Origin of the sequence: Saccharothrix sp. 6-C (assembly GCF_016695385.1) — a bacterium.
Lineage (GTDB): Bacteria > Actinomycetota > Actinomycetes > Mycobacteriales > Pseudonocardiaceae > Actinosynnema > Actinosynnema texasense.
In genome coordinates this window covers 1,594,620-1,615,429 of the sequence record NZ_CP064192.1, presented here as the reverse complement: position 1 = coordinate 1,615,429, position 20,810 = coordinate 1,594,620, and the positions used below count along the sequence as shown (strand labels likewise).

Here is a 20,810-nt window from a genome sequence, read left to right as displayed (position 1 = left end):
CCCTTCGTGATGGTGTCAGGACAGGTGGCGCAGCCGGCGGAAGCAGAACCACGTCACCAGCGCCGACAACGCGAGGTACAGCGCCAGTTCGACCCATTGGAGGGGCCAGAACCGGCTCGCGGGCTGGTAGGCCAGGTGCTGCCGGTAGCCGAGGTCGTCCAGGCGGGCGAAGCACCCGCGGATCCGGTCGAGGTCCGGCGGGGTGACGGGGTCCGCCGGCGAGGACGGCAGGCAGTCGTCCACCAAGGAGGGCAGCGGGTGCGCCGCGACGCCGTCCGCGTCCGCGGTCTCGTTCGCCAGCACCCAGGCGCCCGCGGGTTCGACGACCCGCAACGCCTGGGGCACCTCGCCGTTCGGCCCGGTCTTCGTCTGGATGCCCGCGATGGTGCGCGCGGTGAGCGTGACGGACTCCTCGACGGGCGGCAGCACGTGGGGGCGGACCGCGACCGGGACCACCAGCTGCACGGCGACGTACACCACGAGCGTCACCGCCATCGCGGTCACGGTGCGGCGCAACAGGATCGCGATGGCGACGCCCAGCACGAACGCGAACGCGGCGTACCCGACGGGCGCGATCCCCCGCGCGGCGAACACCACCGGCGTGACGCGCGGCTCGAAGCCCCGTCCGGTGTCGAGGCCCGCCGCCGTGTCGATCGGGTCGGCCCACCACGTGACCAGCAGGCTGAGCAGGCCCGCCGCGACCACGGCGGCCGGCGCGCCGACGCCGAGCTTGACCGCGAGCCACCGGGAGCGGGTGACGCTCTGGTTCCACACCAGGGTGTGCGTGCCGGCCTCCAGCTCGCGGGCGATCATCGGCACGCCCCAGAACACGCCGAGGACGGCCGGCAGCAGCTGCACGGCGAGCAGGCTGCCGAGGTAGCGGAACTCCTGGTCGCCGAAGTCGCCGTGGACCGGGCGGCCGACCGCCAGCACCACGCCGGCCAGCGCGAGCGCCGCGTACACCGACGCCACCGGGAAGCGCAGCTGCCGCCACGTCAACCAGGTCATCGGACCACTCCCAGGTCCGGGCGCCCGACGCCGGGGTCGGCCAGGTAGGCCAGCACCAGGTCCTCCAGGCCGAGCTCGCCGACGTCCCAGGCGGGGTCGAGGATCGGCGCCTCCGTCCGCACCAGCACGGTGGTCTGGCGGTCGGTGTGGCGCGCGGAGACGACCCGCTGGTCCCCGGGCAGGGTGTCCACGTCCCGACGCGGGCCGGTCAGCCTGCGGTGCGTGGCGAGCAGCTCGTCGACGTCGCCGATGAGCCGGACCCGGGAGTCCACCAGCACGATGAGGTGGTCGCACACGCGTTCCAGGTCGGCGACCAGGTGCGAGGACATCACCACGCTCAGCCCGTGCTCGGCGACGGCCTCCATGAGGTCCCGGAGGAACTCCCGGCGCGCCAACGGGTCCAGCGAGGCGACCGGCTCGTCCAGCAGCAGCAGTTCGGGCCGCTTCGCGATGCCCAGGGTGAGCGCGAGCTGGGCGCGTTGGCCGCCGGACAGCTTGCCCGCGGCCAGCGCCGGGTCGAGCCCGATCCGCGCGATCCGGGCCCGCGCCAGCCCGTCGTCCCAGCCGGGGTTGAGGCGCGCGCCGAGGCGCAGGTGCTCCTCGACGGTCAGGTTCGCGTAGACGGGGGCGTCCTGCGCGACGAAGCCGACCTTCGCCAGCTGGGTCGGACCGCTGCCCGGCACGCCGCCGCACACCTCGATCGTGCCGCTCGACGGTTCGAGCATCCCGGCCGCGAGGCCGAGCAGCGTCGACTTGCCCGCGCCGTTCGGGCCGACCAGCCCGGTCACGTGCCCGGCGGGCACGTCCAGCGTGCAACCGGCCAACGCCCAGCGCCGCTTGTACTTCTTGCCCAACCCCTCGGCGCGCAGCGCGGTCACGCGATGTCCTCCGCGGCCGCGGCGCGGAACGTGGTGAGGAACAACGCCTCGACGCCCTCGTCGTCCAGGCCGGCGCGGCGGGCCTTGGCGAGCCAGCGCCGCAGGTCCTGGCGCAGGGGCGCGAGCGCGGCGGGCGAAGTGCCGGACAGCGTGCCCGTGACGAAGGTGCCCACGCCGGGACGGGCGGCGACCAGGCCGTCGTGCTCGAGTTCGCGGTAGGCCTTGAGCACCGTGTTCGGGTTGATCGCGAGGTCCGCCACCACGTCCTTCACCTTCGGCAGCTGGTCGCCCTCGCGCAGCAGGCCCAGCCGCAGCGCGTGCCGCACCTGCCGGACAAGCTGCTGGTACGGCGACAGGCCCGACCTGCCGTCCAGGTGGAACTCGATCACGCACACCTCCATTTATCTACCTACCTAGCACTATAGGTACCTAGGAAGAGCGTGTCGAGTCGGCCACCGGTCAGCGGGCGGTCAGCAGGCGCCTTGACGGTGGTGCGCACAGGAATTCCACCGTCCACAGGGAGCACCATGAGCACCAAGCACACGGCCGTCGCGGCCGTCGCGGCCCTTGCCGGCGCGCTGATCGCGGTCGCCGCGCCGGCCGCGTCCGCCGCGACGTGCGCGCCGAGCTACCTCGCGCTGCCGGCGGACCTGCCCGACGGCGCCGTCACGGCCGCCGACAGCGGGGGCGGCTACGCGGGCTACGGCTGGGCGGTCAAGAGCGGCTGGTCCATCACGATGAGGGCGATGCGCTGGGTCGACGGCCAGGCCACCGACCTCGGCCGGTTCGGGGGCGTCAACCCGGCGGTGACCGACGTGAACCGGCAGGGCACCGTGGTCGGCTCCGCCGCCGGGCGTGCCATCCGCTCACGCGGCGGTGCGCTGGAGGCGCTGCCCACGCCGGCCGGTTTCAGCGGCGCGGCGGCCGAGGGCGTCAACGACAACGGCGACATCGTCGGCAACGCGTCCAGCACACCACCGGACACCGCGCCGCACTCCATCTCCACACCCGTGCTGTGGCCCGCGAACGGCTCCGCGCCGGTGCTGTTGACCGGGCTGCCGACCACCGGGCACGCGCGGGCCAAGGCGATCGACCAGGACGGCACGGTGCTCGTCGAACACCTGCCGACCCGCGACTCCGGCTCGGCCACCGCGCTGTACCTATGGAAGGCGGGCACGGCCCGCAAGCTCGCCAACCCTTCCGGCACGGTCACCGTGCGGGGCCGGGACCTGTCCAACGGTCGCGTCGCGGGCGAGACCTACCCCGCGTCGGGTTACGACGGCAAGGGCGCGCTGTGGAACCAGGACGGCGTCCCGTCCCGGCCGGCGGGCAGCGCCTACGTGCACTCGGTCAACCGGGCCGGTCAGTCGGTCGGCTGGTCCGAGGGCACCGGCACCTGGGCGTGTGGCGGTTCGACGCCCAGACCGCCGCGCTGACCGACCAGCCGAGCGCGGACGTGTCCGCCGACGACGGCGCCGTCGCCGGGCGCAGCGTGCCCGCGCCGGGCGCCAGGCAGCTGCCCACGGTCTGGCGCTGCGGGTAGCGCCGGGCACGACGGCGGGGCTGGACGTCGTGCCCGGCCCCGCCTCGGTGCCGGACCTAGAAACGCGCTCCCACGTCGGCGCCGTTGGCCGGGCGCAGGAAGGTGGAGGACGGGATCGAGCCGTCGGCGGCGCGCGGACCCGTGATCGTGCCCGGGTCCGTGCTCGCGAACGACCACGAGCCGCCGAGGTCCCAGGAGTTGCCGCTGCCGCCGGAGTTCGAGCCGAGCGAGACGTTCGCGCCGTTGGCCGCGGCCAGGTTCTTGGTCAGCGCGGCGGCCGAGCGGTCGAACTGGAACCCGGTCTTCGGGTTGTCCCACGCGGTGCTGCGCTCGACCCGGTGCCGGCCGGGGTTGTTGTTGTCCACGAAGCCGCCGGCCGCGTTGTCCCACGTCATCGTGTTGCGCACGGTGTGGTCGGCGGCGACGCCGTTGCCGCCCAGCTTGAACCCGTTGCCGTCGCCGGTGAACCCGGGCAGGTTCCAGCGGTTGAAGCCGTTGCCCCAGGCCAGGCTGTTCTCCAGCAGGATCGGCGAGGAGAACATCCAGTAGTCCAGGCCGTCGTCGGAGTTGTTCCAGAGCCGCGCGCCGCGCACGACGTTGCCGGAGCCGGAGCCTTCCTTGATGGCCAGGCCGTCGGCGCTCTCGCCGTTCTTGCGCGGGTCGCGGTTGCCGTACGCGTCCAGGTTGATGATCTGGTTGTCGCTCGACGCGCCTTGGAGGTGCAGGCCGGACTCGTAGTTGTCGCGCGTGACGAGCCGGTCGAAGACGGTGTTGCCGACGTCCAGGCCGAACACGCCGTAAGGGCCGTGCACGATCTCCAGACCGATCAGCCGCCAGTGGTCGCCCTCGATGTGGACGGCGCCGCGTTCCGCGCGCGGGATGCTGGAGCCGACCGCGCCCGGCGTGTGCGGCATGTTCTCGCCGTCGATGACCACGCGTTCGCCGTCGTGGGCGCGCAGGGTGATCGGCGCGCTCGCGGTGCCGTTCTTGAGCAGCTGGATGTTCGTGCTCGGCGCGTACGTGCCGCCGCGGACGGTGATCGTGTCACCGGGCTCGGCCAGGTCGACGCCGCGCTGGATGGTGCGCAGGGGCGCGGCGAGCGTGCCGGGGTTGCCGTCGTCGCCGTCGGTCGCCACGTACAGCGCGCCGGCGGGCGGCGGCGTGCCGTCCTGGGTGAAGTCCAGGTGGTCGACGTTCGGCAGGCCGGCCGAGGTGATGGGGCTGAGCCGGATGGTGACGGCGCCCGCCGGCACCGTCACGGACAGGGTCTTCGAGGCCCAGGTCGACCACGCGCCCGTCGCCTCGAACGAGACCGCCTGCGCGGTGGAGCCGTTGACCACGAGGTCGGCGGCGCGGGCGGACGTGCCGCCGTTGGCGAACCGGACCAGGACGGTCGCGGCACCCGCGGCCGGCGCGGTGACGGTGAACTGCGCGTGGGCGCCGACGGCGTTGTCCGCGTTGCAGAAGCCCGTGCCCGAGTAACCCGACCAGTTGCTCTCGATGACGCCCGAACACACCGCCGGCGCGGTTTCGGCTTCGTGGTGCGTGGTCGCCGCGGTCGCGGTGGCGCCGGGTGACCCGAGGGCCGCGACCGCGCTCACCGCGGCGGCGACGACAAAGGGTTTCAACCTCATTGTTTCTCCCTTGGGATGACGCGAAGCGGCCTGGGTTCACGCTTCTGAACTGCGCAAACCCATTCTGGGAGCGATCCCGGGCACGCTAACGCACATCTTCGGAAGCACGCAATGTCCGGTGCGGACGACCCTGCGGTTTCACAATGATGAACGGCGGTTTCACAATGATGAACGAATTGCCGCGACCGTCGGACCGGGCGCGGGGACGAATGCCGCCCCCGCGCCCGCCGATCGCTAGTGCGGGGCCTCTTCGGCCTTGCCCGCCTTGACCATGAACGAACCGGCCACCGCGACCAGCGACAGGATCGCCGCCAGCACGATCGCGGAGTGCATGCCGCCCATCTCGGCGCCGGTGGTCGCCCCGCCGGCCGCGGCCAGCTCGGCGGCACGCGCGCTCATCACGCTGACCAGCAACGCCACGCCCGCCGCGGCGGCGAGCTGCTGGGTCGTGCTGAAGATCGCGCTGCCGTGCGAGTAGAGCCGGGCGGGCAGGGCGCCGAGGCCGGAGGAGAACAGCGGCGTGAACGAGAACGCCAGGCCCAGGCTCAGCACGAGGTGGAACACCAGCACGAGCGGCGTGGGCGTGCCCTCGTCGAACGTCGTGGCGAACCACAGCGAGCCGCTGGTGGCGACCGTGCCGACGATGAGCAGGACGCGCGGCCCCACCCGGTCGTAGAGGCGGCCGACGAACGGCGACAGCAGCCCCATCAGCAGACCGCCCGGCAGCAGCAGCAGGCCGGTGGCGAGCGGGTCGAGCCCCAGCACGTTCTGGGTGTAGATCGGCAGGATCGTGACGACGCCGAGCAGCAGGCCCATCATCACCATCATCAGGGCGCTGGCCAGCGTGAACGTGCGGAAGGCGAACGTGCGCAGGTCGAGCAGCGCCCGTTCGTGCCGCTGCAACCGCACCTGCCGCAGCACGAACGCGACGATGCCGAGCACGCCGACCGCGAGCGACGCCCACAGCGTGGCGGACGAGCCGCCGCCGCTGTGCCCGATGCTCGACAGGCCGTAGACCAGGCCGCCGAAGCCGAACACCGACAGCACGACCGACACGACGTCGAGCGGCGCGCTGCTCGCCTCGCCGATGCGGGTGACCCAGCGCAGCCCGAGCACCAGCGCGGCCACCGAGATCGGCAGCACGACCCAGAACATGGCGCGCCAGCTGAACATGTCGAGCACCACACCGGACACCGTCGGCCCGATGGCGGGCGCGACGGAGATGACGATGGAGATGTTGCCCATCACCGCGCCGCGCCGGGCCGGCGGCACGAGCGTCATGACGGTCGTCATGAGCAGCGGCAGCATGATGGCCGTGCCGCAGGCCTGCACGACGCGTGCCGCGAGGAGCACCGTGAAGCCGGGCGCCAGCGCCGCGAGCAGCGTGCCGGCGCTGAACAGGCCCATCGCCACGCCGTAGAGCACGCGCGTGGAGACCCGTTGGATGAGGTAGCCGGTGATCGGGATGACCACCGACATGGTCAGCAGGAAGCCGGCGGTGAGCCACTGCCCCACGGCGGCGGTCACGTTCAGCTCGGTCAGCAGCACGGGCAGTGCGACGCCCATGATGGTCTCGTTCAGGATGACCACGAACGTGGCCACGAGCAGCACGCCGATCACGGCGCGGTCGGCGCGGGTGAGCGCGGGCGGCGACGTCACGGCGTCGGACACACCTGCGGAAGTCATGCGTGGATCCCCCAGAGGAAAAGAAGGGCGCGACGAAGAGGCGACGGCGCCCCGAACCCCTCAACCCTACCTCCGGAGTTCCCGACACCACCTCACTTTTTCCCGTCGGCGAACTCGCGGGCACAGTCCACAGAGGTGGTGACGGCCGGCGTTCAGCCGGTCACCCGCGCGAGGAAGGCGGCGAGCTTCGCCGCGGTCCGGTCGGCTTTCTCGGCCGAGGTGAGCGACTCGTGCAGCCGCGCGCCGGGGCCGGCGTCCTTCTTGCCGCGCAGGTAGAGCGAGCAGGCCAGGTCGGCGCACAGGTAGACGCCCACGGAGTTGCCCTGCTGGCCCTCGCGCCCGGTCTTGCGCGCCGTCATGAGGGAGACACCGCCGCCTTGGTGCGTGGTCAGGCACAGCGAGCACATGGTGCGGCGGGGCCGGCCGGCGTGCGGTGCGGCCAGGCGCAGCGCCACGCCCACCAGGCCGTCACCGGACGGGGTCACCAGGTAGGCGCGCTGCGGTGACGCCGGGTCGCGCCAGCCCAGGAAGTCCAGGTCGTCCCACGGTCGCGTGGCCAGGTCACCCGGCACGGACAGGCGTTTCGCCTCGCCCTTGGTGCAGTTGACGAAGGACGCGCGGATCTCGCGCTCGGTCACGGGTTCCATGCCCGCCAAACTACGTCAGCTAGCCAGAAGCGACAAATGTATAAGTGTTAGCCTAGGACCCCTAGGTTGAGGGAGGGCGACATGGCACGCGCGGGGCTGACCGTCGAACGACTGGTCCAGGCGGCGGCGGAACTGGCGGACGAGATCGGGTTCGACCACCTGACCGTCTCCGCGCTCGCCCGCCGGTTCGGCGTCAAGGACGCGAGCCTGTACTCCCACCTGAAGAACGCGCGGGACCTCCGGGAGCGGGTGGCCGTGCTGGCGTTGTCCGAGCTCGCCGACCGCGCCGCCTCCGCACTGGCCGGGCGCGCGGGCAAGGACGCGCTGGTCGCCTTCGCCAACGCCTACCGCGACTACGCCCGGCAGCACCCCGGGCGCTACGCCGCCATGCGGGTCGACCTGACCCCGGAGATCGCGGCCACCAGCCGGGCGGACCGGCACTCCGAGATGACCCGCGCCATCCTGCGCGGCTACCACCTGCCCGAGCCGGCCGAGACCGACGCCGTGCGGATGCTGCACAGCACGCTGCACGGCTACACGACCCTGGAGGCGTCGGGCGGCTTCGGCCACCACCCGCGCGACACCGAGGCGTCGTGGTCGAAGACCCTCGACGTGCTCCACGTGGCCCTCGGCAACTGGCCGTCCTGACGGGCGCACCGCCGCTCCACACGTCCGCGTGGAGCGTGACGCCGCCGACCGCCCGTGCTCCAGCACGAGAGCGGGAGTCGAAACTTTCGACACCCGCTGACATGGGCTGATGACGGTTCGTGCTGCGCTGCCGGCCCGCCGAAAGGCCGCTCCAGCCGCGTCCGAATGGCCTCTACCAGCGAACTCTCCCTCCCACGGTATGCGTCGGTACACCTCCAGTTCATTGACGTGACACCGTGGTGCCCCCTATCGTTTCGAACCAGTTCCCGAAAGTTTACCCGAATATTCGAAAGTTTCGGCGACCGTCCTGCAGACCCCCGCCAAGAAGCGGGCGGTGCCCAGCCGACCTCGGCACGCGGCTGTAGGAGGAACGAACGAGATGTCCCAACTCGTCCTGTTCGCGATCGACATCTGTGCGGTGGCGCTGCTCGTCTTCGGGCTCTACTTCCCACGACATCGCCGCCGTGACCTGGTCGTCGCCTACCTGGGTGTCAACATCGGCGTGCTCGCCGTCGCGAGCGCGCTGAGCACCAGCAACACCGGCGCGGGCATCGGGCTCGGCATGGCGCTGTTCGGCGTGCTGTCGATCATCCGCCTGCGGTCGACGGAGCTCGACCAGCACGAGGTGGCGTACTACTTCTCCGCCCTGGCCCTGGGCCTGCTCGGCGCGTTGAGCACGTCCTCGCTGTGGCTCAACGGCGGCCTCATGGCGCTGATCGTCGTGGTGATGTTCCTCGGCGACAACCGGAGGCTGTTCCGCCACTACCGGCACCAGGTCCTGGTCCTGGACTCGGCCATCACCGACCACGTCACGCTCGTGGCGCACCTGGAGCAACTGCTCAACGCCAGGGTGCACTCCGTCACGGTGCAGCGGCTGGACCTGGTGAACGAGACCACGATCGTCGACGTCCGGTACGCGCTGACCGAGCACGCCCTCACCAAGGCGCCCGCCGCGACCGCACACCCCGGAGCGCGCCGATGACCACGACGACCGCCATGCCCGCCCTCGCGCGGATGAGCCCGGTCGGGCTGGCCGAGCTGATCGAGCGGGCCGCGCTGCAGACCAGGGTCGACCGCAAGTACGTCGTGCCGGCCGCGACGCTGCCGCACCTGCTGGAGCAGCTCGCGCCGCACGCGCGGGTGCTCGACATCGGCGGTGAGCGGACGTTCCGCTACGAGTCGGTCTACTTCGACACGCCGCGGCTGGACAGCTACCACTCCGCGGCCTACCGCAGGCGACGCCGGTTCAAGGTGCGCACCCGCACGTACCTCGACTCCGCCGAGTGCTGGCTGGAGGTCAAGATCAGCGGCGCCCGGGGCAGCATCACCAAGCACCGGCTGCCCTACCACCCGGGCGACTGCGACACGGTCCGCCCGGGACGCGACTTCGTCGACGAGGCGCTCTCCCGCGAGTCGATCGCGCCCGGCGACGACGGCTCGCTCGACCCGGTCCTGGTCACCGGCTACCAGCGCACCACGCTGCTGCTGCCGGAGTCCGCGAGCCGGGTCACCATCGACACCGCGCTGTCCTGGCGGCACGACGCCGCCGCGCTGCGCCTGTCCGGCTTGGCCGTGATCGAGACCAAGACCGCGTCGGCCGCGTCGCCGGTCGACCGGATGCTGTGGCAGCGAGGGGTGCGTCCCGCCCGGATCTCCAAGTACGCCACCGGTCTGGCCGCGCTCCGCCTCGACCTGCCCGACGCGCCGTGGCGGCGGACGTTGCGCCGCCACTTCCGCGACGCCACGTCGTCGGCGGGCGCGGCACCGACCACCCCGTCCCACCGACCCGAACAGGAGGCATCGTGCGTTTGACCTCCCGCAGCAACGGCGCCGCGGCAACCCACAAGGCCCAGGGCCTGGCGGTCGCCGCCGTGCTCCTCACCGGTCTGCTCATCCCGTTGTCGGCAGGCGCCGAACCGGGCTCCCCCGCCGGGTCCGCCGGCGGCACGGCCGCCGCCGACGCCATCGCCGCCGCGACGGCGGCCGAGGACCTGGTCGGGGACATCACGTTCTCCGTGCCCAGCGGCACGTTCCAGGGACAGGTGTCGGTGTCGCTGAGCACCGCGATCGCCGGCGCCCAGATCCGCTACACCACCAACGGCCAGCTGCCCGACGCCCAGTCGACGCCCTACCAGGGCTCACCGGTGCAGCTCACCCGGACCACCCAGTTGCGCGCGCAGGCGTTCGTCGCCAACGCGGCGTCCGGCCGTCCCGGCACGGCGATGTACGTCGCCCGCGAGGCCACCGCCACGGCGCACGACCTGCCGGTGGTCGCGATCGACTCCTACGGCGCGGGCAAGCCCCAGCGCGAGTACTTCGACGGCGCCACCATGATCTTCGAACCGCAGGCGGGCGGCACGACGTCGTTGGCCGCGACCCCGACGGTCGCCACGCGCGGCGGGTTCAAGCTGCGCGGGCAGTCGTCGGCCTCGTTCGAGAAGGCGCCGTACCGGCTGGAGTTCTGGGACAACGCGGGCGACGACGCCGACTACCCGGTGCTCGGCATGCCCGCCGACTCCGACTGGGTGCTGCGCGGCCCGTTCACCGACAAGTCCCTGATCCGCGAGGCGTTCATCTACGACCTCGGCCGCGAGATGGGGCTCAAGGCGCCCCGGTACAAGTTCGTCGAGTTCTACCTCAACACCGACGCCACCCCCGTGGGCGCCGGTGACTACATGGGCGTCTACATGATGGTCGAGACCATCAAGAACTCGAAGAACCGGTTGGACCTCAAGGGACTGGACGAGGACGACACCACCCTGCCCAAGATCCAGGGCGGGTACATCTTCAAGTTCGAGTGGATGGCGGCCGAGGAGCCGACGCTGGCGTGCACCGGGCCGACGAACACCTGTTGGAACTACCTGGAGGTGGCCGACCCCGACCCGTTGAACACCCAGCAGCGGGACTGGTTGCGCGGTCACATCCAGGAGTTCCACGACGTGCTCCGGGCGCCGAACTTCGCCGACCCGACCACCGGGTACCAGAAGTACATCGACGTACCGTCGTTCGTCGACCACATGATCGTCAACGAGCTGAGCCGCGGCATGGACGCCTACCTCCGCAGCGCCCACTTCTACAAGGACCGGGACAGCAAGATCTTCGCCGGGCCGCTGTGGGACTTCGACCTCACCTTCGGCGTCGGCGGGTTCTTCCAGAACGACCAGGTCGCCGGCTGGCAGCACCTGCAGACCCGGCAGCCGATCGCCAACGACTGGTACGCGCAGCTGCTGCGCGACCCGGCGTTCGTCAACCAGGTCAAGTCGCGCTGGCAGTCGTTGCGGCGCGGCCTGCTCTCCGACTCCTCGCTGGCGGCCCGGGTCGACGCCCTGTCCCGGCCGCTGACCAACGGCGCGCAGCGCAACTTCCAGCGCTGGCCGAACCTCAGCTCGCCGACCGTCAGCTTCTTCCGCACCCCGACCGCGCCCACCTGGCAGGGCCAGGTGCAGGCGATGCGGGACTGGATGCAGCGCCGCATCACGTGGCTCGACTCGACGTCGGGCTGGGGCGGTTCGACCACGCCGACGTCGACCACGACGCCGACCTCCACGACCACGGGCACCACCACCACGACCACCACTACGACGACGACCACGACCACCCAGCCCGGCGGTGCGCGGTGTTCGGCCGCGTACGCGGTGGTCAACCAGTGGCAAGGCGGGTTCCAGGGCGAGGTCCGCGTCACCGCGGGCACGTCGCCGATCGGCAACTGGACCGTCTCGTGGACCTACGCGGGCGGCGAGACGGTCACCCAGGCCTGGAACGCCACCGTGACCAGCCAGGGCTCGACGGTCACCGCCCGCAACGCCGCGCACAACGGCTCGGTCGGCGCGGGCGCCGCCACCACGTTCGGGTTCCTCGGGTCGTCCGCGGGCGCGCCGAGCACACCAACGCTCACCTGCACCGCCGGCTGACGCCCGGCGGACCCGCGTGCCCGACACCACTCGCGGTGCCGGGCACGCGGGCATGGGCGAATGCATTCCGACTCGACCACCTGAATCCGATCTACCGCCCCGACCGGAAAGTTTCGCAAACCGTTGACAGCTCCGGGCGTCGACTTGATGCTATTTCCCGTCGATCAGCAGCGCTGCTGAAAGGAATTTCGCCGATGTCAGGCAAGATCAGAGGCGGGAGGCTGCTCCCGTTGACGGCGATCACTTTCCTGCTCATGGCAATCGTGACGTCGAACGCCCAGGCGGCCGTGACCACCAATCAAACGGGCACCAACAACGGGTACTTCTTCTCGTTCTGGACCGACAGCCAGGGCACGGTCTCGATGGACCTGGGCTCCGGCGGCAACTACAGCACGTCGTGGCGCAACACCGGCAACTTCGTGGCGGGCAAGGGCTGGGCCACCGGCAGTCGGCGGACGGTCAACTACTCCGGCAGCTTCAACCCGTCGGGCAACGCCTACCTCACCCTCTACGGCTGGACCCGCAACCCGCTCGTCGAGTACTACATCGTCGACAACTGGGGCACTTACCGCCCGACCGGCACGTACAAGGGCACGGTCACCACCGACGGCGGCACTTACGACATCTACAAGACGACCCGGTACAACGCGCCGTCGATCGAGGGGAACAAGACCTTCGACCAGTACTGGAGCGTCCGGCAGTCGAAGAAGACGGGCGGCAGCATCACGTCCGGCAACCACTTCGACGCGTGGGCCCGCAACGGGATGAACCTGGGCAGCCACGACTACATGATCCTGGCGACCGAGGGCTACCAGAGCAGCGGCAGCTCGAACATCACCGTCGACGGCACCTCCACCGGCAACCCCGGCAACCCGGGCACGGGCGGCTGCACCGCCTCCCTGTCGGCGGGCGACAAGTGGAGCGACCGCTACAACCTCAACGTCTCGGTCAGCGGCTCGTCCAACTGGACCGTGACGATGAACGTGCCGTCGCCCGCGAAGGTCCTGTCGACCTGGAACATCAGCGCGAGCTACCCGAACGCGCAGACGTTGACCGCGAAGCCCAACGGCAGCGGCAACAACTTCGGCGTGACGATCCAGGCGAACGGCAACTGGACCTGGCCCTCGGTCTCCTGCGCCGCCGGCTGACCCCCCTGATACGAGACACCCGCACCTCCGTGGCGCGGCGGCCCCGGCCGCCGCGCCACCGCGCTGTCCGCGGCGTGGCCGGCCCGGCTCAGGGGCGCACCCGCTGAGCCAGGAGGGCGGCGAACTCGGCCCGCTGCTCCTCGGTCATCAGGTGCTTGTGGACCGCCAGGGCCTGCACCTTGCTGATCACCAGGAACCACGCGTCGGGCTGCTCCTCGACCCGCTGGACCGTCGACCAGGCCATCCGCTGCGCGTACGCCTCGGCCTCCATGGTGAAGCCGGCGTCGTCCACGACCAGCTGGTAGCCCTGCCGGACGACGGGGTTCTGGGCGCGCAGGCTCTGCCGCACCATGAACGGCTCCAGCGCGAACGCGTAGAGCAGACCCAGGCCGATCAGCAGGAGCGGCACCAGCGGGCCGACGCCCAGGAGCAGCAGCAGGACGCCGAGCGGCGCCATGACCGCGCCCGCGAGGCGCAGCTTCTTGACCGACGGGCGCAGCACGAACTTGATCGTCCGGCGCAGGCGCTGCTCGTCATAGGGGACCTGGAGGATAATCCGCACTCGCGGATGCTAGTCGGGTCGCGGCGGTGACGACGGCGGATCACCGGCCCTCACCAGGAGAGCTCGCCGCGTTCGAAGGCCAGCAGCGCGCGCTTGCGCTCGATGCCGCCGCCGTACCCGGTCAGACCGCCGGTCGAGCCGACGACCCGGTGGCAGGGCACGATGATGCTGACGGGGTTCCTGCCGTTGGCCAGCCCGACCGCGCGGGGCGCGGTGGGCCGGCCGATGCGGGCGGCCAGCTCGCCGTAGGACGTCGTCTCGCCGTGCGGGATCTCCTTCAGCGCGTCCCACACCGTCCGCTGGAACGGGGTGCCCGTCATCGCCAGCGGCAGGTCGAACACCGTCCGCCGGCCCGCGAAGTACTCCTCCAGCTGGGCGACCACCTCGCCGAACGGCGACGCGTCCCGCTCGCCGAAGGTCTCCAGCGCCGGCCGGTGGCGGTGTTCCGGCAGGTACAGACCCGCGAGCACACCGCCCCGCGCCACCAGCGTGAGCCGGCCGACCGGGCTGTCGACCACCGCGTGCACGACCACCGCGTGCACGACCACCGCGTGCACGGCCACCGCATCCGGCACGGGCGTCACCACGCGAGCACGCCGCGCGGGCGACCGGTCCTCGTGCGGGTCGCGCCGCGCGTCGGCCTCGACTTCGTTGCCGTGCATGGAGAAGGCGCCTTCCGCCGGGGTGGAACGGCGCATCGTAACAGCGCGGGTCAGCGGTTGGCGTCGTCCCGGGCCAGGCGCAGCCACCCCAGCAGCAGGGCGCCGCCCGCCCAGCAGAGCATGGTGACCACCGAGGACGTCCGCGTCATCCCGGGCACTTCCCCGATCAGCAGGAACGCCGCCCCCGAACCGGGCAGCAGGTCGGCGAGCGCGGACGTCCACTCGTAGCCGAAGTTCGGCAGCATCAGCGGCAGCACGAGCATCAGCAGGAACACCGTGACCAGGGTGCCCGCGGTGTTGCGGAGCAGGAAGCCGAGCCCGAGCGCGAACGCCGACCCGGCGGCGAAGACGAACGCGACGTCGGGCAGCACGTCCCAGCCGCCCGCCAGGGTGAGCAGCGGCCGTGCCGCGACGAAGGACGCGAGGGTCGCGGCGGACGCCAGCAGCACGCCGACGACCGTGGCCGCGCCCACCGCCACGCTCGCCCGGGACAGGAACAGGACCGCGCGCCGCGGCGTCCACTGGAGACTGGGCACGATCCCGCCCGTCGCGTAGTCGGACGTCACGGCGGTGAGGGCGAGGGCGAGCAGCGCGAACTGGCCCGGCAAGCCGGTGACGGCCGCCGCCGTCCACGCCGTGCCGCCCGGCGTCGGATCGGGGTCGGCGGCCGCTTCCAGGCCCGCGATGGTGGCGATGCCCACCATCGTCACGGCCGCCGCCGCCAGGAACCACCAGGTCGCCTTCACCGTCCACAGCCGCGTCCACTCGGCGGCGCAGGCGCGCGCGAACACGCGGCCGACGCCGACCTCTCGCGCCGTCGCCGTCACCGTGCCTCCTCCGTCGTGAGCACGGGCTCGCGGCCGTGGTACTCGACACTGCTGTTGGTCAGTTCCAGGTAAGCGTCCTCAAGGGACTGTCGCACCTCGGACAGGTGGTGCAGCGGGACGTTGAGCGCGTGGGCGAGCCCGCCGACCTCCTCGGCGGTGCCGCCGTCGACCCGCAGCTCGCGCGCGCCGACCCGCTGCGCGTCGAACCCGTGCTCGCGGAGCCCGGCGAGCAGGTGGTCCGGTTCGGGGCTCAGCACGCGCACCTGGACGTGCCCGAGCCCGCTCAGGATCTGCTCCGTCGTGGCGTCGGCGATGAGCCGGCCGCGGCCGATGACGACCAGCCGGTCGGCGATCTGCTCCATCTCGCCGAGCAGGTGGCTGGAGATCAGCACGGTGCGGCCCTCGTCGGCGAGCTGCCGCAGCAGGCCGCGGATCCACCGGACGCCGTCGAGGTCGAGCCCGTTGATCGGCTCGTCGAACATCAGCACGGCGGGGTCGCCGATCAACGCCGTCGCGATGCCCAGCCGCTGCCTCATGCCGAGCGAGTAGCCCTTGATCCGCCGGCGTGCCGCGCGACCGAGGCCCACCCGTTCGATCACCTCCTCCACCCGGCGGCGCGGGAGGCCGTTCGACCGGGCGGCCACGCGCAGGTGAGCGCGCCCGGTGCGGCCGGGGTGCGCCGCGCCGGGGTCGAGCAGCGCGCCGACCTCCCGGAGCGGCTCGGCGAACGCCGCGTACGGCCGCCCGTTCACCAGCGCCGTGCCGGAGGTCGGCCGGTCGAGGCCGAGCACGACCCGCATCGTGGTGGACTTGCCCGCGCCGTTCGGGCCGAGGAACCCGGTCACCTTGCCGGGCTCGACGGTGAAGCTCAGGTCGTCCACCGCGAGCACGTCGCCGTACCGCCTGGTCAGTCCGCGCACCTCGATCACCGGTCGCCCTCGTCCCCGGTCGGGGCGACGATGACGCCGTCCTCGTCGTCGTCCACCCATTCGAGCAGGTCGCCGGGCTGGCACTCCAGCACCCGGCACATGGCTTCCAGCGTGCTGAACCGCACCGCCTTCGCCCGCCCGTTCTTCAGCACCGCCACGTTCGACGGCGTGAGCCCGATCCGCTCGGCGAACTCGCCGACGCTCATCTTGCGCTTGGCCAACTCGACGTCGATGCGCACGATGATCGCCATCAGATCACCTGCTCCATGTCGGACCGCAGCGTGGTGGCCTGCCGCAGCAGCGCGCGCATCACCACCATCAGCAGCCCCACCACGGTGATGCCGATCGACATGAGGAACAGCACGAGCGGCACGCCGGGGTCGTCCGCGTTGAAGCCGACGTAGAGGAAGAAGCACTGGAACACGACCCACGCGGCGGCGATGGCCCACACGATCGCGTCCACCCACTTCAACGACGCCTCGCTGAAGATGCGGTCCTTCTCGACCAGGGTGAGCAGCTTCCAGATGGACACCACGACGACCTGCACGCACAGCACCCAGAACACCGACACGGCGGTCAGCGGCCACCTCAGGTGGGCCAGGTCCGGCGACTCCTCGGCCATGTGCCGGAACTGCCCCGGCAGCGACATGACTTGGAACAGGACCAGGACGCCGAACATCAGCACGAGGAACACCCGGAGCGCGACAACCGCTCGATGCGTTGTGACCATGCATCGAGTCTCGCGCGCTACCTATCGAATGTCAATCGGTACCTATCGTTTCACGTTGGGTCAACGGTTCGTCACGGTTGGTCAGCCGACGAGCCGGCGACCTCCTCCTCGCGCTCGGCCGCGACGTCCCGCGTCCAGGTAAGCTTGATCTTCAGGTGGCCCTCCACCCCGGTCTTCGCGATCACCGCGCCGGCCTGCGCGGTGAGCTTCACGCCGAACTCCACCTGCACCTCGTCCGGCCGCACGTCCATCTCGCGGAAGTTCGCCAACGCGGTCGACGCGGCGGCGCGGACGTGCCGCAGCGCGCCGTCCAGCGACGTCGCGGCGGATCGGATCACGTCGCCGCCGCGCGAGACCGGCGAGATCTCCGGCCCGTCGGACTCCACCTCGACCAGCACCGCGTCGTCGTCGGGCAGGGAAAAGCTGATCAGCTCGGGCACACGTCCCCCTGGTAGGCGTCCTGCGGCACCATCTTCCGGACCGCGTCGTCGGTGTTCGGGTCGGCGAGCAACCCGCACAGCCGGTCCATGATCTCGTCGGTGGACCGCTGCTCGCGCACCGGCTCCACCGCGAGCACCCGGTCCAACGGCGACGGCCGGTCCGCGTGCGGCAGCACCAGGCCGACCGTGCTGGTGCTGACCAGCGCGAGGGGGCCGGTCGCGAGGTCCGCCAGCGGCACCAGGTAGGACCAGCTGTGGTCGTACGCCACCGTGCCCCGCTTCTCCCCCGTCGGCAACGCCCACGTGGACAGGAAGTCACGCCGCGTGCCGGCGACGTCCCTGAGGTCGGTGGAGGTCGCGTCGTAGCCGGCCGACCAGTGGACCAGCAGGGTGGAGCCGGCGGCGTCGAGCCCGACGGCGCCCAACCCCTCTTCCCGGGACAGGCCGCCCACCCGCGTGGTCACGGCACGGGAACGCGCGTCCCAGACGACGACCTCGCGGCCCGTGTCCGATGTGGACACCGTGGCGACGAAGGTGGTCCAGTCCAGGCTGACGGCGGTCGTCGCGGTGTGGCCGGTGATCTCCCGCCTGGTCGACTCGCCGGCGAGGTCGACGTCCGACAGCACCGTCCGGAGGGACGGCGCGGCCGCGTCGGCCACGGTCTCCCGCAGCACCGCGTCGCGCCCGCCCGGTCCCAGCCACAGGCCGGTGATCCAGCTGTGCCACGGCAACCGCCGCGCTTCGCGCTTCTCCCCGGTGCGCAGGTCCCACGACACCAGGTCGTTCTCGGTGGCCCCCGGCCCGAGCGAGGAGTGCTTCGACAGCACGACGGCGACCACCTCGTCGTCCCGGTCGATGCTCAGCACCGCGTTCACGAACGTGAACCCGCCGAGCTGCACGGCGGACGCGACGCGGCGCTCGTCGAGGTCGTAGACCACCAGGCAGGCCAGCGAGGAAGCCATGCTGGCCGGCACGCACGTGGGGTAGTCGGCCGGGTCGATGCGGGGCAGGCCCTCGAGGTCGACCGGCCCGGTGACCGAGCTCTTGGTGCTGTTCCAGCTGACCGACTGCGTGAAGGCGACGTACCGGCCGCCGCGACTGATCGTCACCTCCGACGCGACGTCGGACGGGCCGAACAGGTGACCGAGCGGGATGGCCGTGACCCGATCGCCCGCCACCTCCCACACCACCACGTGGCGGGCGGAGTCCGTGGTCGCGAAGCGACGGCCGTCGGCGCTGACCTTCTTGGACATCCGGACGACGTCGACGGACTTCGAGGACGGGTCCTGGGCCGACGTGCCGGACCCGACCGCGGTGTAGTCCGGCAGCAGGCGGTCCGCCGGGTCGACGCCCCAGTCCGGTGACCGGGTGAACCGGACCTCGGGGTCGGTCCGGTAGGCGCGCAGCGCCAGTTGCACGCCGCCGTGGCTGTCGGCGGCGTGCAGCGCCTCGGACTTCGCCACCAGGTCGCCCGCCGCGAGCGCCGCCCGCCGCTCGTCGACCGTGCGGTAGGTGAGCACGGCCGCGACCAGGGCCACGACCAGGACGGCCGCCGTGCCCGCGGTCCGCCGTCGCCGCCTGCGGTTGCCCGCCGCCAGGTAGGCGCGTTCGGCGGGGGCCAGGTCCGCGTGGTGCTCGCGCGCCCAGCGGTTGGCGTCCCGCAGGTCCGGGCCGGCCAGGAGGCGGCGGGGCGCGAACCGCTCGTCCGTCCAGCGCCGCATCCGCTCGCGCAGGCTTTCCTGCCACGTGCGGAACTTCCGGTGCTCCGCGGCGGCGTCGCGCAGGTGCCCCCACTGGGTCAGCAGGGATTCGTGCGCCAGCTCGACACCCGGTTCGGGCTCGACGCGCAGCACCAGCAGGCGGGTGCTCGCGAGCCGTTGGGCGATGGCCCACTGGTCCTCGTCCAGCTCGTCGCGGCGGGCCGTGCGGCGGACCGCGAGGTCGCCGTCGGGCAGCGGGCGGACCAGTTGCACCAGCAGGCGGGTCGCGACCCGGCGCGACGCGGGGTCCAGCGCGGCCCAGACGTCCTGGGCGTAGCCGGCGAGCGCGCCGCGCACACCGCCCAGCTCGTCGTAGGCCTGGTGCAGGAGCAGCCCGCGGCGGCGGCGCGCCCACAGCTCCGTCAGGGCGAACTGGAGCAGCGGCAGCGGGCCGGCGGCGCGCTGCACGTCCTCCACCAGCCGGTCGACCAGACCCGGCTCGTAGGCCACGGTGCCGATCCGGGCCAGCGGCGCGGTGATCACCCGGCGCAGCTGGGACGACGTCAGCTCGCCGACCGTGACCGGCAGCCAGCCCGCGGCCAGCTCCACCGTCGCCGGGTTGCGCAGGCCGGCGCCGAGGAACGTGTCGCGCAGGTTCAGCAGCACGGACCACCGGGCGGCCGGCCGGAGCGCGGCCCGCAGCACACCGGTGAACTCCGCCTGGTCGGCCGCCGGGTAGCCGAAGACCTCCTCGAACTGGTCGACGGCCACCACCAGCCGGTCGTGGCCCGACCGCTCCAGGACGGCGGCGACGACGTCCGCGACACCGCCGCCGGTCAACCGCTCCACCAGCCCGTCCACGCGTTCGGGCGACGTGCCGCCCGGGGTGAGGAGCCGGTCGAGCGCGCCGGCCAGCGACCGCAGGGGCGTGCCGGCGTCCGAGGGGCGCAGCACGGCCACCGCCGCGTCCGATCGGAGCCTCGGCAGCACACCGGCGCGCAACAAGGACGACTTGCCGACCCCCGACGGCCCCACCACGCACACCGCGGGAGCGGCACGCGCCAGCTTCACCAGCTGCTCGGCCTGCTCCTCGCGTCCGAAGTACAGCTCGGCGTCCTGCTCGTCGAAGGGCCGCAACGCCCGGAACGGCGGCTCCCGCTCGATCACCTCGGCCAGCTCCGGCCACGCGGACAGCACCGTGTCCACGGTGATCATGTACCCCATCTTGGGCGGCGCGCCGGTGATCCTCCGGACCACCATGCCGACCGCGGCGTCCAGCTCCGGACCCCACACCGGCGAACCGGAGAACCCCGGCTCCAACGCGGACTCGCGGCCGGGTTCGCAGTGGATCTCCACCCACCCCGTGGCCACCGGGCCGCCCCGCCGGCCGTAGACCCAGCTGCCCATCTCCAGCCGCCGCGGGAACCCCACCATCACCAACTGGTCTGGGGTGACCCCGCCCGACCTCGTGAGCACCAGCGGGGCGGCGCCGGCCGGCGGCGGCCCGACCAGCTCCAGGCCGGCGACGTCCCCGCGCAGGTCCTCGTCCACCGGAGCCCAGGCCACCACCCGGCCGGACACCCGCCGACCGGCGGCCACCAACGGGAAGTCGACCTCGACCGGCCCGGCCGGCCACTCGCCGTCGACCCCGCCGAGCGCGTCGGCGACCACGTGCGCGGCCGTGACCACGTGCCGGGGCCCGGCGAGGAACCCCGCGCCGACCACCACCTCACCGCGCCAGACCCGGACCAACGCCGCTTCGACCGGAACCCGTCCCACGCCACACCCCCTGGTCACGGCCGATCAAGGCTACCCAAACGCCGCCTCCGGGGTGGTGGAACGGGCTAGCCTGGCCCG

At 72.1% G+C, this 20,810-nt stretch carries 21 protein-coding genes; 7 read left to right on the top strand and 14 right to left on the bottom strand.

All coding sequences use genetic code 11. The features are described 5' to 3' along the window. Positions 1–15: 15 nt before the first annotated feature. Genes IOD16_RS07465 through IOD16_RS07455 form a run of 3 tightly spaced genes read right to left on the bottom strand, consistent with a single transcriptional unit; the run spans position 16 to position 2,275 of the window. Positions 16–1,008 (bottom strand): ABC transporter permease subunit, encoded by a 993-nt coding sequence (locus IOD16_RS07465; RefSeq protein WP_201439446.1) that lies wholly within the window; start codon positions 1,006–1,008, stop codon positions 16–18. Continuing rightward, entirely contained in the window at positions 1,005–1,886 is an 882-nt protein-coding gene (locus tag IOD16_RS07460; protein ID WP_201439445.1) for an ABC transporter ATP-binding protein, read from the bottom strand. The genes IOD16_RS07465 and IOD16_RS07460 overlap by 4 nt, the downstream gene beginning before the upstream one ends. Further along, entirely contained in the window at positions 1,883–2,275 is a 393-nt protein-coding gene (locus IOD16_RS07455) for a GntR family transcriptional regulator (RefSeq protein ID WP_201439444.1), read from the bottom strand. The genes IOD16_RS07460 and IOD16_RS07455 overlap by 4 nt, the downstream gene beginning before the upstream one ends. Before the next feature lie 138 nt (positions 2,276–2,413). Between IOD16_RS07455 and IOD16_RS07450 the strand changes: the two genes are divergently transcribed. Together IOD16_RS07450 and IOD16_RS07445 are read left to right on the top strand one after the other, a co-directional pair. Further along, positions 2,414–3,322, top strand: coding sequence for a hypothetical protein (locus IOD16_RS07450; RefSeq protein ID WP_201439443.1), 909 nt, complete (start codon positions 2,414–2,416; stop codon positions 3,320–3,322). Next, the gene (locus IOD16_RS07445) at positions 3,289–3,429 is read left to right on the top strand and encodes a hypothetical protein (protein ID WP_201439442.1); all 141 of its coding nucleotides are present in this window, start codon (positions 3,289–3,291) and stop codon (positions 3,427–3,429) included. The genes IOD16_RS07450 and IOD16_RS07445 overlap by 34 nt, the downstream gene beginning before the upstream one ends. Positions 3,430–3,485: 56 nt before the next feature. Here the strand turns inward: IOD16_RS07445 and IOD16_RS07440 are convergent, their stop codons facing one another. From IOD16_RS07440 to IOD16_RS07430, 3 genes are all read right to left on the bottom strand, one after another. Next, complete coding sequence (locus IOD16_RS07440; protein ID WP_236594797.1) at positions 3,486–5,063, bottom strand: right-handed parallel beta-helix repeat-containing protein; 1,578 nt, start codon at positions 5,061–5,063, stop codon at positions 3,486–3,488. A 234-nt stretch (positions 5,064–5,297) separates the two neighbouring features. Continuing rightward, a complete protein-coding gene (locus IOD16_RS07435) occupies positions 5,298–6,749 on the bottom strand; it encodes a DHA2 family efflux MFS transporter permease subunit (protein WP_201439441.1) in 1,452 nt (483 codons plus the stop codon). Positions 6,750–6,901: 152 nt separating this feature from the next. Beyond that, positions 6,902–7,396 (bottom strand): FBP domain-containing protein, encoded by a 495-nt coding sequence (locus IOD16_RS07430; protein WP_123742919.1) that lies wholly within the window; start codon positions 7,394–7,396, stop codon positions 6,902–6,904. A gap of 81 nt (positions 7,397–7,477) precedes the next feature. On the opposite strand from IOD16_RS07430, the gene IOD16_RS07425 reads away from it, so the two are divergent. The 5 genes from IOD16_RS07425 to IOD16_RS07405 all read left to right on the top strand — a co-directional run bounded on the left by IOD16_RS07425 (position 7,478) and on the right by IOD16_RS07405 (position 13,103). Next, entirely contained in the window at positions 7,478–8,044 is a 567-nt protein-coding gene (locus IOD16_RS07425; protein WP_201439440.1) for a TetR/AcrR family transcriptional regulator, read from the top strand. Between the two features lie 379 nt (positions 8,045–8,423). Continuing rightward, on the top strand, positions 8,424–9,026 hold the full coding sequence (locus IOD16_RS07420) for a DUF4956 domain-containing protein (RefSeq protein WP_201439439.1): 603 nt from the start codon (positions 8,424–8,426) through the stop codon (positions 9,024–9,026). Beyond that, complete coding sequence (locus tag IOD16_RS07415) at positions 9,023–9,856, top strand: polyphosphate polymerase domain-containing protein (RefSeq protein WP_201439438.1); 834 nt, start codon at positions 9,023–9,025, stop codon at positions 9,854–9,856. The genes IOD16_RS07420 and IOD16_RS07415 overlap by 4 nt, the downstream gene beginning before the upstream one ends. Continuing rightward, positions 9,847–11,955 carry a CotH kinase family protein gene (locus IOD16_RS07410; protein ID WP_201439437.1) on the top strand — a complete coding sequence of 703 codons (2,109 nt, stop codon included), beginning with the start codon at positions 9,847–9,849 and terminating at the stop codon, positions 11,953–11,955. The genes IOD16_RS07415 and IOD16_RS07410 overlap by 10 nt, the downstream gene beginning before the upstream one ends. Positions 11,956–12,209: 254 nt before the next feature. Next, on the top strand, positions 12,210–13,103 hold the full coding sequence (locus IOD16_RS07405; protein ID WP_201439436.1) for a glycoside hydrolase family 11 protein: 894 nt from the start codon (positions 12,210–12,212) through the stop codon (positions 13,101–13,103). An 88-nt stretch (positions 13,104–13,191) separates the two neighbouring features. On the opposite strand, the gene IOD16_RS07400 is transcribed toward IOD16_RS07405, so the two are convergent. The 8 genes from IOD16_RS07400 to IOD16_RS07365 form a co-directional block, all read right to left on the bottom strand. Beyond that, a complete protein-coding gene (locus tag IOD16_RS07400; protein ID WP_201439435.1) occupies positions 13,192–13,665 on the bottom strand; it encodes a YcxB family protein in 474 nt (157 codons plus the stop codon). Between the two features lie 50 nt (positions 13,666–13,715). After that, positions 13,716–14,198 carry a methylated-DNA--[protein]-cysteine S-methyltransferase gene (locus IOD16_RS07395; RefSeq protein ID WP_201441235.1) on the bottom strand — a complete coding sequence of 161 codons (483 nt, stop codon included), beginning with the start codon at positions 14,196–14,198 and terminating at the stop codon, positions 13,716–13,718. A gap of 179 nt (positions 14,199–14,377) precedes the next feature. After that, the gene (locus IOD16_RS07390; protein ID WP_201439434.1) at positions 14,378–15,154 is read right to left on the bottom strand and encodes a hypothetical protein; all 777 of its coding nucleotides are present in this window, start codon (positions 15,152–15,154) and stop codon (positions 14,378–14,380) included. Continuing rightward, positions 15,151–16,083: an ABC transporter ATP-binding protein gene (locus tag IOD16_RS07385; RefSeq protein ID WP_201439433.1), complete on the bottom strand. Its 933-nt coding sequence runs from the start codon at positions 16,081–16,083 to the stop codon at positions 15,151–15,153. Before IOD16_RS07385 ends, IOD16_RS07390 begins: the two co-directional genes overlap by 4 nt. Then, complete coding sequence (locus IOD16_RS07380; RefSeq protein WP_123742928.1) at positions 16,080–16,334, bottom strand: helix-turn-helix domain-containing protein; 255 nt, start codon at positions 16,332–16,334, stop codon at positions 16,080–16,082. Before IOD16_RS07380 ends, IOD16_RS07385 begins: the two co-directional genes overlap by 4 nt. After that, complete coding sequence (locus tag IOD16_RS07375) at positions 16,334–16,813, bottom strand: DUF2975 domain-containing protein (protein WP_123742929.1); 480 nt, start codon at positions 16,811–16,813, stop codon at positions 16,334–16,336. Before IOD16_RS07375 ends, IOD16_RS07380 begins: the two co-directional genes overlap by 1 nt. 71 nt (positions 16,814–16,884) lie before the next feature. Further along, positions 16,885–17,253: a CU044_2847 family protein gene (locus IOD16_RS07370; protein WP_201439432.1), complete on the bottom strand. Its 369-nt coding sequence runs from the start codon at positions 17,251–17,253 to the stop codon at positions 16,885–16,887. Next, the gene (locus IOD16_RS07365) at positions 17,241–20,732 is read right to left on the bottom strand and encodes a serine protease (protein ID WP_201439431.1); all 3,492 of its coding nucleotides are present in this window, start codon (positions 20,730–20,732) and stop codon (positions 17,241–17,243) included. Before IOD16_RS07365 ends, IOD16_RS07370 begins: the two co-directional genes overlap by 13 nt. Positions 20,733–20,810: the final 78 nt, after the last annotated feature.

Excerpts from the sequence above, each read along its gene's own strand:
- IOD16_RS07405 (WP_201439436.1), top strand. The coding sequence starts at position 12,210 with ATGGCAATCGTGACGTCGAACGCCCAGGCGGCCGTGACCACCAATCAA.
- IOD16_RS07420 (WP_201439439.1), top strand. The coding sequence starts at position 8,424 with ATGTCCCAACTCGTCCTGTTCGCGATCGACATCTGTGCGGTGGCGCTG.
- IOD16_RS07380 (WP_123742928.1), bottom strand. The coding sequence starts at position 16,334 with ATGGCGATCATCGTGCGCATCGACGTCGAGTTGGCCAAGCGCAAGATG.
- IOD16_RS07415 (WP_201439438.1), top strand. The coding sequence starts at position 9,023 with ATGACCACGACGACCGCCATGCCCGCCCTCGCGCGGATGAGCCCGGTC.
- IOD16_RS07440 (WP_236594797.1), bottom strand. The coding sequence starts at position 5,063 with ATGAGGTTGAAACCCTTTGTCGTCGCCGCCGCGGTGAGCGCGGTCGCG.
- IOD16_RS07375 (WP_123742929.1), bottom strand. The coding sequence starts at position 16,813 with ATGGTCACAACGCATCGAGCGGTTGTCGCGCTCCGGGTGTTCCTCGTG.
- IOD16_RS07430 (WP_123742919.1), bottom strand. The coding sequence starts at position 7,396 with ATGGAACCCGTGACCGAGCGCGAGATCCGCGCGTCCTTCGTCAACTGC.
- IOD16_RS07425 (WP_201439440.1), top strand. The coding sequence starts at position 7,478 with ATGGCACGCGCGGGGCTGACCGTCGAACGACTGGTCCAGGCGGCGGCG.
- IOD16_RS07465 (WP_201439446.1), bottom strand. The coding sequence starts at position 1,008 with ATGACCTGGTTGACGTGGCGGCAGCTGCGCTTCCCGGTGGCGTCGGTG.
- IOD16_RS07435 (WP_201439441.1), bottom strand. The coding sequence starts at position 6,749 with ATGACTTCCGCAGGTGTGTCCGACGCCGTGACGTCGCCGCCCGCGCTC.
- IOD16_RS07450 (WP_201439443.1), top strand. The coding sequence starts at position 2,414 with ATGAGCACCAAGCACACGGCCGTCGCGGCCGTCGCGGCCCTTGCCGGC.